Source organism: Pseudomonas soli (assembly GCF_021283165.2).
Taxonomy (GTDB): domain Bacteria; phylum Pseudomonadota; class Gammaproteobacteria; order Pseudomonadales; family Pseudomonadaceae; genus Aquipseudomonas; species Aquipseudomonas soli.
Genome location: NZ_CP128543.1, coordinates 5,615,473 through 5,627,074, shown reverse-complemented (window position 1 = coordinate 5,627,074; position 11,602 = coordinate 5,615,473). Strand labels below are relative to the sequence as shown.

The window sequence follows — 11,602 nt, the reverse complement described above, 5'->3', positions numbered from 1 at the left end:
GCAAGAGGTGATTCGACAATGGCCATCAGCGTGTTCGACCTGTTCAAGATCGGTGTCGGGCCTTCCAGCTCGCACACCGTCGGCCCCATGCGCGCCGCTGCGCTGTTCGTCCAGGGGCTGCGTGAGCGCGGCGAGCTGGAGCAGGTACGGCGTATCGAAGTGAGGCTGTATGGCTCGCTGTCGGCCACCGGTGTCGGCCACGGCACCGACAACGCCACGATCATGGGGCTGATGGGCGAATGGCCGGACGCCATCGATCCCAGCCAGATCACCCCACGTATCGCCGACCTGCGCGAAACCAACGTGCTCAAGCTCGATAATCGCCTGCCCGTCGAGTTCGTCTGGACCCGCGACATGCTGCTGCTGGACGAGAACCTGCCTTACCACCCGAATGCCATGACCCTGATTGCCGAAGGCGAGGCGGGCGAGCTGCACCGCGACACCTATTACTCGGTGGGCGGCGGTTTCGTGGTCGATGCCGCCCAGGCCGCCAGCGGCGTGCTGGACGCCGACCAGACCGTGCTGCCCTACGACTTCGACAGCGCCGCCGAACTGCTGCGCCTGTGCAAGCAAAACGACCTGCGCGTGTCGCAATTGATGCTGGAGAATGAAAAGGTCTGGCGCAGCGAAGCCGAGATCCGCGCCGGCCTGCTCAAGCTCTGGCAAGCCATGCAGGAGTGCGTGAACAACGGCCTCAAGCATGAAGGCATCCTGCCCGGCGGGCTCAATGTGCGTCGCCGCGCCGCCCGCCTGCACCGCAGCCTGCAGGAGCTGGGCAAGCCCAATGTGATCGGCTCGACCATGAGCGCCATGGAGTGGGTCAACCTGTTCGCCCTGGCGGTCAACGAAGAGAACGCCGCTGGCGGGCGCATGGTCACCGCGCCCACCAACGGCGCTGCTGGCATCATCCCGGCGGTGTTGCACTACTACATGCGTTTCTCCGATGCGGTGGATGAGTCCAACGTGGTGGACTTCTTCCTCGGCGCTGCTGCCGTGGGCATCCTGTGCAAGAAGAACGCCTCGATCTCCGGCGCCGAGGTTGGTTGCCAGGGCGAGGTCGGTTCGGCCTGCGCCATGGCTGCCGCAGGCTTGGCCGATGTACTTGGCGCCACCCCGGCGCAGTTGGAGAACGCCGCCGAGATCGCCCTGGAACACAACCTCGGCCTGACCTGCGACCCGGTCGGTGGCCTGGTGCAGGTCCCGTGCATCGAGCGCAACGCCATCGCCGCGGTGAAGGCGATCAATGCCGTGCAGATGGCCTTGCGCGGTGATGGCGAACACTTCATCTCGTTGGATCAGGTGATTCGCACCATGCGCGACACCGGCGCCGACATGCACGACAAGTACAAGGAAACCTCTCGCGGAGGCCTGGCGGTCAGCGTCATCGAATGCTGATGCGCCGTTCTGGCCCACACGTGACCGATGCGCCACATTCTGGCGCAGCGGTTGTCATCTACCGGCCGTCGCCTGTCGTTACCAGCAGGTTGGTTGTCGGTGACACTTAAGTCTGTCGCATCTGGGCAACCTTCCCACAAGTGCTACCGAATTGCTCAGGAGTGACGCGCAGAGGCGCTGGCGCGCCTGTTTGCGTTTGACCTGACGCTCATCACCCACGCCGCTGGAAGGCGCATGCCGACGTCGCTTTTGGGTTTTATTGGATGGGCGTTCAAATTCAGGCATGCCATTTGCGTTGAGATTGGCAAAGCCCCTGCATACGAAACGGGGCCATTACAAGAACAGTGCTCGCCTGAAGCACACCCTGCATTGTGTGAGGAGAAATCGCGATGACGTCGTACACCTCCGGGACCCCAACCCAGAACCGCACAGCACCCCAGTCCATCGGCTTTCTCCTGCTGGACAACTTCACCCTCATTTCCCTGGCCTCGGCCGTCGAACCCCTGCGCATGGCCAACCAGCTTTCCGGTCGCGAGCTGTACCGCTGGCACACCCTGACCGTCGATGGTGGCCAGGTGTGGGCGAGCGACGGCCTGCAGATCACCCCCGACGCGGCCATGCACAGTGCGCCGCCAATGGACACCGTGATTGTCTGCGGTGGCGTTGGCATCCAGCGCACTGTCACCCGCGAGCACGTCACCTGGCTGCAGGCCCAGGCCCGCCAATCGCGTCGCCTGGGCGCGGTGTGCACCGGCAGCTGGGCGCTGGCCTGCGCCGGGCTGCTTGACGGCTTCGATTGCAGCGTGCACTGGGAATGCCTGGCGGCAATGCAGGAGGCCTACCCGCGGGTGAACATGAGCACCCGCCTGTTCACCCTCGACCGCAACCGTTTCACCAGCTCCGGTGGCACCGCGCCGCTGGACATGATGCTGCACCTGATCAGCCGCGACCACGGCCGCGAGCTGTCGGCGGCGATCTCCGAGATGTTCGTCTACGAACGCATCCGCAACGAGCAGGACCACCAGCGCGTGCCGCTCAAGCATATGCTTGGCACCAACCAACCGAAGCTGCAGGAAATCGTCGCGCTGATGGAAGCCAACCTCGAGGAGCCGATCGACCTCGACGAACTGGCGGTCTATGTGGCAGTGTCGCGGCGCCAGCTCGAGCGCCTGTTCCAGAAGTACCTGCACTGCTCGCCGTCGCGCTACTACCTCAAGCTGCGGCTGATCCGCGCCCGGCAACTGCTCAAGCAGACGCCGATGTCGATCATCGAGGTGGCCTCGGTGTGCGGGTTCGTCTCCACGCCGCACTTCTCCAAGTGCTATCGCGAATACTTCGGCATTCCACCGCGTGACGAACGGGTGGGCTCGAACACCACCCAGCAGGTGGCGATGATGCCGATCCCGCAGGCAATGGCGCTGTCGCCCCACAGCGGGCCGATGGCGGCGCTCAGCCAGGCGCGCAATGAGTCGACGTTTGCCAGTGTGAGGCTCTGAGCTCCGCGTTGCCTTTGTGGAATACACGCGGAGGGGGTAGCCAAGGAGTGTTGTCGTTCATGTTGCCCGGTCGCGTAATGCGGCCGGGCTTTTTGTTTTTTTGACCTGATATTTTTGCTAGTTGCAGACTGTGGACGGTTACGAAAGGATGGTCATGAGCGATCTATCAAGCCGGATTTCTGCAAGCCCGCAGATGTCCGAAAAATGGTTCTAGTTCTCATGAGGGCAATATAGCCATGAAAGCAAGAGCAATTTATGTTTCTATTTTTATGAGTTTGTTGGTGGTTTCATCTTTTTCGGCCTGTACGTCGGTACCATCAACTAATTCCGGTCATGAAATAAAAGTGACCACCTATACGAAAATTCGCATGCAAGGCGACAATTGTCTCACGGTGGCGGGGCAAGGTGAAACTCTAATGTGCAGAGAAACAAGAAATAAGATGATAGACTCGATCGCTCTTGGTAATCTGCCAAGAGGCCACATGAAGCTTTGTTTTCAAACTGAGAGTCGGGTGAACGCTCTGTGCATTGAGGGTGAGCTTGATAAAGAGTATCGCGAGCGTTTTTTGATTAGCCTAAGGCCCTTGGAAACTTCACTTCTTTCCCCATACCAAGTTACGCGAAGTAACCGGGATTTGTTTGATAAGATTGAGTTTATACAGTATTCGGCTCCTCAGGGTTTTGCAGGTAAATGACTTGGTGGCATGCCGTAAAGCCTGGGCCTGCAATCTCGCATATATTAATCGAAACAGTCAGGCCCGGCGTGTCTCCCTGATTTCGCGTTGAATCAAGCGTGTTTGTTATATTGTGCCAGCGCCGGCAGCAACTGCTTGTCGATGGCTTGGCGTACCGCTGGCAGGATCGTCGCGCTGCCGGTATACATCTGCTCCACCATGCCCTTGAGCGCCCGGGCATTGGGTTCGGTCAGCCCACGCACTACCACCTCGCAGGCCTGCTCGGCGCTGGCGCCGGCCGGAATGTCGAAACCCCGTGAGCGCAATTGACCCAACAGGTCGTCCTGGTCGATCAGATCCGCATGCATCATGGCCGTTGCCCTTCGCTTGTGTTGTTTGCAATTGATTCTGTGACGGAGTCGCCGGCGCGGCAAGGGCAGAATGCCGCGATGGCCGCTTTGGCTAAGAACAGGTCGTTTACGGCTAAATCGTCGGGGCGGCAAGCCTGCACACTGATGTCATTCACGGCACCGAGGGTTTGGTCACCCTCATTCCACGCAAAGTGAATGTTGCCCGCGCTTGGCCCCGGATGCTCACGGCTTACCGGGGTTTCTTTTTTGCGCTACGCGCTACCTGGTAATTCTGCCAGTTGTCGGATACCTCATCCGCCTGTCCAATTGAACCTCGTCTATTTTCGGAGGTGAGGTATGAGAGACCTGACATTGAAGTGCTGGGCGCATGCCGTGCTTTTGGTAGTGTTGTTACTGATTTCCTTACGCCCTGCTTTAGCGCAGGAAGCCCTGCGGTTGGCCACACTGGAGCCTTCGGTAAACCGTGAGGCGCTAGAAGCTGAAAAAGCCGCTGGCCGGCACAAGCTGGGGGTATTGCTTGATAGGCCGGGGAAAGAAAGCATTCAGTTGATACGTGTAGACCCTGAGGTCGTAAGGAAGTCGACAAACCGCTTGTCTGTATTGCTGCCAGGCGGAAGAGCTGTAGAGTTTAAACTGCGCAACTATAAAGGGCATGAATCTGATGAGGTTGGCAGCCGCGCAGAGGCGGCGCTGAAGTATACCCCCGCTGACTATTGGTTCGGTGATGCCTCATCTGATGTGAAGGATGGACATTTCAACGCAGCGAATTTCATTTTTCTAGCCCGTCGCGGCGATTCACTCAGGGGGCGAGTGGTTGTCGAGGGTAAGCTCTATGTTCTGGAGGATGTAGGTAACGGCCAGCATGGGTTGATGCAGGTCGACATGGCGGCAGCACCGCCCTGCCTGGTACTAGAAAATGAGCCAGCTGTGCAAGAGCACGCTACTAAAGCGGTAGCATCAAAGTCTATCTCGAAGGCCAAACCTTCGATCTCGGTACTTCTGGTTAGCACCAGGAAAACCAATACAATGGAACCGTCAGCGATGATTGTCCTGAGAGACGAGCTTGAGTGGTTCAACGAAATGACTAATCAGGGGGATGGCGTATCTCTGAAACTCACCGTGGCTCACATGACCGCATCGAATGCAGCTGACAGTATTTTTCATCACAACGATAAAATTCTGCTGGATTTTACAGATGCAGAAACTGAAGCCACAAAAGAAGTGGCTAGACTTCGTAAGCAGCATGCTGCCGATGTGGTCATCGTGGGGGCGTACTGGGTGGACAAGAAAGAAGTAACTTATGATGAAGCCGAAAAAGATAACGCGTTTTATGTGTTCAATATTAAAAGTCCAGAATATTTTTTGCACGGCTTTGGCCATTTAATGGGGATTAATCATGTATGGAAACCAGGGGGGCCGGAATATGTCCCTCCTTACCAATTTGGTTTCATAAGTCCGACTTATGAGGGTAAGCGTTATGCATCAATTGGCTATGATCCGAAGGATTGCACTGGCAACTGTGAGTATATCTATCGCTGGTCTGATCCTGGCGTAACTTATCTCGGTGTGCGATTCGGCGACGACCACTCTCATGAAAAGCGCCGTCTGAACGAGCGGGCTGTTGTTATATCGAACTTTTATTAAGTCTTCCAAGGGGTGCGTTTGGGCGAATTGCCAAGGGCATTCAGCTTGGCAACCGAATTACTCTTCCTGTCAGCGCCGGCAATGGGAGATCGTATTGCTGCTGCGTCAGCTCCCGCAGCAGCATCACGCTATGCTCACCAAAGGCGGTCGACCTGGGACCGGCCAGGTCGACATGGAGCAGCATCTGTTCGCTGGCCGACAGCGCTTCGTCAAACCCATTGCGATGGAGGCTGTGATATAGGTGCAGACGCTTCTTGTCGAAGCCGATGATGTGAGTCTGCACCCACACCTCGATGTCAAGTTTCACCTCGTGCAGGTAATTGATATGTGCCTCCAGGGTGAATAATGAGTGCCCACTCTGGCCCCGTGCTTGGCCATCCAGGCCGATGCGCTCCATCAGCGCATCGGTGGCAAAGCTGAAGATCAGCAGGTAGTAGGCATCGCGCAGGTGGCCGTTGTAGTCGACCCACTCGGGCAACACGCGAGTGCGATAGGTGATCAGGGCGGGCATCGTTTTCTCCTCAGTCGCTGAAGGCCATGCCGTGCTTGGCCTTGCTGGTTTTCACCGCTTCCAGCACCGCCAGCAGGGTGTCGTCACGATAACGCTCCAGCGCGGCGATGCTGTGTTCGCCCAATTGCTCCGAGGTGCCTTCAACCACGTCGTCAATCAGCTTGTCCGTCAGTTCCGGCGCTGGCAGGTAGGTCCAGGGTAGCTTCAATGCCGGGCCGAACTGGGCCATGAAGTGGCGCATGCCGGCATCGCCTCCAGCCAGAGTGTAGGTGAGGAACGTACCCATGAACGACCAGCGCAGCCCAGCGCCAAAGCGAATCGCGTCGTCGATCTCGCCGGTGCTGGCGACACCGTCGTTGACCAGGTGCAGGGCTTCGCGCCATAGCGCTTCGAGCAGTCGATCAGCGATAAAACCGGGGACCTCCTTGCGCACATGCAGCGGGCGCATGCCCAGGCTGGTGTAGATGCTTTTCGCCGCTTCGATGGCTTCAGGGCTGGTCTTGCGACCGCCGACGATTTCCACTAGTGGCAGCAGGTAGACCGGGTTGAACGGGTGCCCCACCACACAGCGTTCGGGGTGGGTCGCCGACTCGTAGAACTCGCTGGGCAGCAGCCCCGAGGTGCTGGAGCCGATGATTGCGTCGGGCTTGGCGGCGGCGCTGATCTTCGCGTGCAGGTCGAGCTTGAGGTCCAGACGTTCGGGGGCGCTTTCCTGGATGAAGTCGGCATCGCGCACACATTCCTCGATGGTGGGCACGAACCTCAGGCGATCCTGCGATGCGCCGGGTGCCAAGCCTTGCTTTTGCAGCGCCGGCCAGGCGTTGGCGATGCGCTTGCGCAGCGCGACCTCGGCACCGGGGGCCGGGTCCCAGGCAACCACGTCGAGGCCGTGGGCCAGGGCGCGGGCGACCCAGCCGCTGCCGATCACGCCGCTACCCAGCGCGGCGAAAGTCTTGATGTCGGTGATAAAAGGCATATCTGGCTCCTGCGGGGATATTAGCGACGCTTGAGGTTCATCTTTTCCCGGCCTTCGGCCGGGGTGAGCACACGGCCACCCATGCGGGTGATGATCTCAGCGGCCCGCTCGACCAGTTGGCCGTTGCTGGCCAGCACGCCACGGTCCAGGTACAGGTTGTCTTCCAGCCCGACCCGCACGTTGCCGCCAAGCAGCACCGCCTGGGCAGCCATCGGCATCTGCATGCGACCAATGCCGAAACCGGCCCAGGTAACGTCGGCAGGCAGGTTGTCGACCATGGCCTTCATGGTGGTGGTGTCGGCCGGAGCGCCCCACGGGATGCCCAGGCACAGCTGGAACAGCGGGTCTTGCAGCAGACCTTCCTTGATCATCTGTTTGGCGAACCACAGGTGGCCGGTGTCGAAAATCTCCAACTCTGCTTTCACTCCCAGCTCGGTGATGCGCTTGGCGCCGGCACGTAGTTGGGCGGGGGTGGAGACATAGATGGCGTTGCCATCGCCGAAGTTGAGGGTGCCGCAGTCCAGGGTGCAGATCTCCGGCAGCAGCGCTTCGACATGGGCCAGGCGCTCCAGCGGGCCGATCAGGTCGGTGCCCGGGCCGAACTCCATGGGCGATTCGCCGGGACCGATCTCCAGGTCGCCGCCCATGCCGGCGGTGAGATTGACGATGATGTCCACGTCGGCCTCGCGGATGCGTTCCATCACCTCGCGGTAGAGGTTGACGTCGCGGCTGAAGCGGCCGGTCTGCGGGTCACGGACGTGGCAGTGGACCACCGTGGCGCCGGCCTTGGCGGCTTCGACGGCGGACTCGGCGATCTGTTTCGGCGTGATCGGGACCAGGTGGCTCTTGGCGACCGTGTCGCCGGCACCGGTGAGGGCGCAGGTGATGATGACGTCGTGGTTCATGGTGGGTTCCTTTGTATCTGTCAGGTCGCTATCGCGTGGCAAGCCCGCTCCCACAGAGAGGCCGTGTGCTGGCGTGGGAGCGGGCTTGCCCCGCGATGGAGGAATGTCAGTTGGCGGTGAGCTTGAGGTTGTCCGCGGCCGGTTTGCCGTCGAAGGTGGTCACCCCGTCAAGCCAGCGGGCCTTGTCCTCGGGGTGGTCATTGAGCCACTGGCGCGCGGATTCCAGCGCGTCCTTGTGGTCCAGCAGCGGCTGCATCATCCGGCTCTCGTCCTCGGCGCTGAAGCTGAGGTTGGTCAGCAGGCGATGGGCGTTGGGGCAGCGCTGGGCATAGTCCGGCGCGGTCACCGTCCACACTGTGGCGCGGCCCTCGTCCGGGCCGAGGGCGTCCTGGCTGTCGCCCAGGTAGACCATGTCGATGTTCACGTTCATCGGGTGCGGCGCCCAGCCGAAGAACACCACCGCTTCCTTGCGCCGCACGGCGCGGTCGACGGCGGCGAGCATGCCGGCCTCGCTGGACTCGACCAGCTGGAACTTGCCGAGGTCGAACTGGTTCTTGCTGATCATCGCCTTGATCTGGGTATTGGCGCCGGAACCGGGCTCGATGCCGTAGAGCTTGCCGCCCAGCTCCTTGTGGAACTTGTGGATGTCGGCGAACGTCTTCAGGCCCTTGTCGGCCAGGTATTTCGGCACGGCGAGAGTGGCGCGGGCATCTTCCAGGCTGGGCTTGTCGAGCACCTTCACCTGGCCGGCCTGGACGAACGGGGTGATGGTCTGGGTCATGATCGGGTTCCAGTACCCGAGGAACATGTCCAGGCGCTTGTCGCGGATGCCGGCGAAGATGATCTGCTGCGAGGCGCTGGTCTGCTTGGTCTGGTAACCCAGGCCGTCGAGCAGCACCTGGGCCATGGCGCTGGTGGCGATCACATCGGTCCAGTTGACCACGCCCAGGCGCACATCCTTGCAGGTGGCGGGTTCGGCGGCGAAAAGCGGAGTGGCTACGGTAGTGCTGAGCGCGAGGGACAACAGGCTGCGGCGGATAAAGCGATGCATGGTGGCTCTCCATCGGCAGTGCGTATTGTTATCGGATCCGGCCTCTGCGGGCCGTGAGAACACGCTACGCTGGCGGCAGGGTGGAAAATCGCACCCTGGCGACCAACACTTGCACGGAGGCGACCACCTTTGCCGCGGAGCACGCGATGCCGCAAACCATAGACTTCCTGTTGCTGCCAGGCTTCTCCGCCATGGGCTTCATCAGCGCCATCGAGCCGCTGCGCGTGGCCAACCGTTTTCGTGGCCCGCTGTACCGTTGGCGTGTGTTGAGCCTGGACGGTGGTGCGGTGCAGGCCAGCAACGGCATGTCGGTGAATGCCGACGGCGCGCTGGGGGAGGGAGAGCACGGGCGCCTGCTGCTGCTGGTGGCCGGGTTCGAGCCACTGGCGTGCTATGGGTTGAAGTTGCAGCACATGCTGCGTCGTCTCGACCATGAGGGCGTGGTGCTGGGCGGGATCGACACGGGCGCCATGGTATTGGCCGAGGCTGGCCTGCTCGATGGTCACCGGGCCACACTGCATTGGGAGGCACTGGAGGCGTTCAAGGAACGTTATCCACGCCTGCAGGCGACCCAGGAGCTGTTCGAGATCGACCGCCGACGCATCACCTGCGCCGGCGGCACGGCCTCCATCGACCTGATGCTCGACCTGATCGCCCAGGCCCACGGCAGCGAACTGGCGGTGCAGGTGTCCGAGCAGTTCGTGCTCGGGCGCATCCGCCCGCGCCAGGATCACCAGCGCATGCAAATCGCCACGCGCTATGGGTTGCGCAACAAGAAGCTGGTGAAGGTGATCGGCGAGATGGAGCGCAATACCGAGCTGCCACTCAACACCCAGGTGCTGGCCGATGGCGTGCAGGTGACCCGGCGGCAGCTGGAGCGGCTGTTTCGCCTGCACCTGGACGACACGCCCAGTGGCTTCTATCTGCGGCTGAGGCTGGACAAGGCCCGGCAGTTGCTGCGCCAGACCGACATGAGTGTGCTGGAGGTAGGAGTCGCGTGCGGATTCGAATCGGCGTCGTACTTCACCCGTTGTTATCGGGCACGGTTCGAGCGCTGTCCCAGGGAGGATCGACGGCTGGCGCTGCCGTCATGACGCCTGGACCGGGTCGAGCCTCGGCAAGCCGGCTGCCACAGGTGCCGCACAGCGCGAAACCTGTGGAAGCCGGTGCAGCTTAGCTGTTGGGCAGCAAGCGGCAGGTGATGCTCTTGATGTAGCGGGTCTCGGCGATGGCCGGGTGCACCGGGTGGTCCGGGCCCTGGCCGCCGCGCTCGAGCAGTTGCAGGTTGCGGTCCAGGTGGCGGGCGCTGGTCAGCAGGATGTTGTGCAGGTCGTCCTCGGGCAGGTGCATCGAGCACGAGGCGCTGACCAGGATGCCGTCCTTGGTGAGCATGCGCATGGCCTGTTCGTTGAGGCGGCGGTAGGCGGCCTCGCCGTTCTTCAGGTCTTTCTTGCGTTTGATGAAGGCGGGCGGGTCGGCGATGATCACGTCGAAGCGCTCTTCGGCGGCTTTCAGCTCGCGCAGGGCTTCGAACACGTCGCCTTCGATGCAGGTCAGCTTCTCGCCGATGCCGTTGAGCGCGGCATTGCGCTCGACGCCGTCGAGGGCGAAGCCCGAGGCGTCCACGCAGAACACTTCGCTGGCGCCGAACGCGCCGGCCTGCACGCCCCAGCCACCGATGTAGCTGAACAGGTCGAGCACGCGCTTGCCCTTGACGTAGGGGGCCAGGCGGGCGCGGTTCATGCGGTGGTCGTAGAACCAGCCGGTCTTCTGGCCTTCACGCACCGGCGCTTCGAACTTGACGCCGTTCTCTTCCAGCGCGACCCAGTCCGGCACTTCGCCGTAGACGGTCTCGACATAACGCTCCAAGCCTTCGGCGTCGCGGGCGGCGGAATCGTTCTTGAACAGGATGCCGCTGGGCTTGAGCACCTGCACCAGCGCGGCGATTACCTCGTCCTTGTGCGCTTCCATGGTGGCCGAGGCCAGCTGGACCACGAGGATGTCGAAGAAACGGTCGACCACCAGGCCCGGCAGCAGGTCGGAGTCGCCATACACCAGGCGGTAGCATGGCTTGTCGAACAGGCGCTCGCGCAGCGACAGGGCCACGTTCAGGCGGTGCACCAGCAGCGACTTGTCCAGCGGCAGCTTGGCATCGCGCGACAGCAGGCGCGCGCAGATCAGGTTGTTCGGGCTCATGGCCACCACGCCCAGCGGCTTGCCGTTGGCGGCTTCGAGAATGGCCTGCTGGCCGGCCTTCAGGCCTTGCAGCGGGGTCGCGGCAACATCGACTTCATTGCTGTAGACCCACAGGTGGCCGGCGCGCAGGCGGCGATCGGCATTGGCTTTGAGGCGAAGGCTGGGCAGGGACATGACGTCGCTCCGGGAAAAAAGAGCGGGAGTATACCGTGTTGGCCCCAGGTTCGCTGGTGACTGCGACCAACTGGTCGGCGCCCACAGCTAAAGAAATTCTTGGATCCAACGATTCACTGATAGTCACCCTGGCGGCGTACAGGGTTAGAATCCCCCGTCCCCAGCGAGAATGCACGAATGTCCCAGGAACTCACCGCCGAACAGATCCA

The 11,602-nt window shown here is 61.4% G+C and carries 11 protein-coding genes; 5 read left to right on the top strand and 6 right to left on the bottom strand.

All coding sequences use genetic code 11. The features are described from left to right. Window positions 1-18: 18 nt before the first annotated feature. The 3 genes from LU688_RS25900 to LU688_RS25890 all read left to right on the top strand — a co-directional run bounded on the left by LU688_RS25900 (window position 19) and on the right by LU688_RS25890 (window position 3,586). Complete coding sequence (locus LU688_RS25900; protein WP_094011003.1) at window positions 19-1,395, top strand: L-serine ammonia-lyase; 1,377 nt, start codon at window positions 19-21, stop codon at window positions 1,393-1,395. A 389-nt stretch (window positions 1,396-1,784) separates the two neighbouring features. Continuing rightward, window positions 1,785-2,891, top strand: coding sequence for a choline metabolism transcriptional regulator GbdR (gene gbdR / locus LU688_RS25895; protein ID WP_046853807.1), 1,107 nt, complete (start codon window positions 1,785-1,787; stop codon window positions 2,889-2,891). 236 nt (window positions 2,892-3,127) lie between these two features. Continuing rightward, a complete protein-coding gene (locus tag LU688_RS25890) occupies window positions 3,128-3,586 on the top strand; it encodes a hypothetical protein (RefSeq protein WP_143067540.1) in 459 nt (152 codons plus the stop codon). Window positions 3,587-3,678: 92 nt separating this feature from the next. On the opposite strand, the gene LU688_RS25885 is transcribed toward LU688_RS25890, so the two are convergent. Next, on the bottom strand, window positions 3,679-3,936 hold the full coding sequence (locus tag LU688_RS25885) for a hypothetical protein (RefSeq protein WP_094011004.1): 258 nt from the start codon (window positions 3,934-3,936) through the stop codon (window positions 3,679-3,681). 336 nt (window positions 3,937-4,272) lie between these two features. Here LU688_RS25885 and LU688_RS25880 point away from each other — a divergent pair, with 336 nt between their 5' ends. After that, a complete protein-coding gene (locus tag LU688_RS25880; protein WP_104444768.1) occupies window positions 4,273-5,580 on the top strand; it encodes a hypothetical protein in 1,308 nt (435 codons plus the stop codon). Window positions 5,581-5,620: 40 nt separating this feature from the next. On the opposite strand, the gene LU688_RS25875 is transcribed toward LU688_RS25880, so the two are convergent. The 4 genes from LU688_RS25875 to choX form a co-directional block, all read right to left on the bottom strand. Next, window positions 5,621-6,091 (bottom strand): thioesterase family protein, encoded by a 471-nt coding sequence (locus LU688_RS25875; RefSeq protein WP_094011006.1) that lies wholly within the window; start codon window positions 6,089-6,091, stop codon window positions 5,621-5,623. Between the two features lie 10 nt (window positions 6,092-6,101). Next, entirely contained in the window at window positions 6,102-7,067 is a 966-nt protein-coding gene (locus LU688_RS25870) for an L-carnitine dehydrogenase (RefSeq protein WP_094011007.1), read from the bottom strand. Window positions 7,068-7,087: 20 nt separating this feature from the next. Continuing rightward, window positions 7,088-7,972 carry a 3-dehydrocarnitine:acetyl-CoA trimethylamine transferase CdhC gene (cdhC, locus tag LU688_RS25865; RefSeq protein ID WP_023631618.1) on the bottom strand — a complete coding sequence of 295 codons (885 nt, stop codon included), beginning with the start codon at window positions 7,970-7,972 and terminating at the stop codon, window positions 7,088-7,090. Between the two features lie 106 nt (window positions 7,973-8,078). Beyond that, complete coding sequence (gene choX, locus LU688_RS25860; protein ID WP_094011008.1) at window positions 8,079-9,023, bottom strand: choline ABC transporter substrate-binding protein; 945 nt, start codon at window positions 9,021-9,023, stop codon at window positions 8,079-8,081. Between the two features lie 146 nt (window positions 9,024-9,169). Between choX and LU688_RS25855 the strand changes: the two genes are divergently transcribed. Next, a complete protein-coding gene (locus LU688_RS25855) occupies window positions 9,170-10,117 on the top strand; it encodes a GlxA family transcriptional regulator (protein WP_094011009.1) in 948 nt (315 codons plus the stop codon). A 79-nt stretch (window positions 10,118-10,196) separates the two neighbouring features. Here LU688_RS25855 and LU688_RS25850 read toward each other — a convergent pair whose 3' ends face one another. Then, window positions 10,197-11,393, bottom strand: a complete 1,197-nt coding sequence (locus LU688_RS25850) for a class I SAM-dependent rRNA methyltransferase (RefSeq protein WP_046853814.1) — start codon at window positions 11,391-11,393, stop codon at window positions 10,197-10,199. Between the last annotated feature and the right edge of the window lie 209 nt (window positions 11,394-11,602).

Coding starts and splice junctions, on each gene's coding strand:
- LU688_RS25900 (WP_094011003.1), top strand. CDS start 19: ATGGCCATCAGCGTGTTCGACCTGTTCAAGATCGGTGTCGGGCCTTCC.
- gbdR (WP_046853807.1), top strand. CDS start 1,785: ATGACGTCGTACACCTCCGGGACCCCAACCCAGAACCGCACAGCACCC.
- LU688_RS25890 (WP_143067540.1), top strand. CDS start 3,128: ATGAAAGCAAGAGCAATTTATGTTTCTATTTTTATGAGTTTGTTGGTG.
- LU688_RS25885 (WP_094011004.1), bottom strand. CDS start 3,936: ATGATGCATGCGGATCTGATCGACCAGGACGACCTGTTGGGTCAATTG.
- LU688_RS25880 (WP_104444768.1), top strand. CDS start 4,273: ATGAGAGACCTGACATTGAAGTGCTGGGCGCATGCCGTGCTTTTGGTA.
- LU688_RS25875 (WP_094011006.1), bottom strand. CDS start 6,091: ATGCCCGCCCTGATCACCTATCGCACTCGCGTGTTGCCCGAGTGGGTC.
- LU688_RS25870 (WP_094011007.1), bottom strand. CDS start 7,067: ATGCCTTTTATCACCGACATCAAGACTTTCGCCGCGCTGGGTAGCGGC.
- cdhC (WP_023631618.1), bottom strand. CDS start 7,972: ATGAACCACGACGTCATCATCACCTGCGCCCTCACCGGTGCCGGCGAC.
- choX (WP_094011008.1), bottom strand. CDS start 9,023: ATGCATCGCTTTATCCGCCGCAGCCTGTTGTCCCTCGCGCTCAGCACT.
- LU688_RS25855 (WP_094011009.1), top strand. CDS start 9,170: ATGCCGCAAACCATAGACTTCCTGTTGCTGCCAGGCTTCTCCGCCATG.
- LU688_RS25850 (WP_046853814.1), bottom strand. CDS start 11,393: ATGTCCCTGCCCAGCCTTCGCCTCAAAGCCAATGCCGATCGCCGCCTG.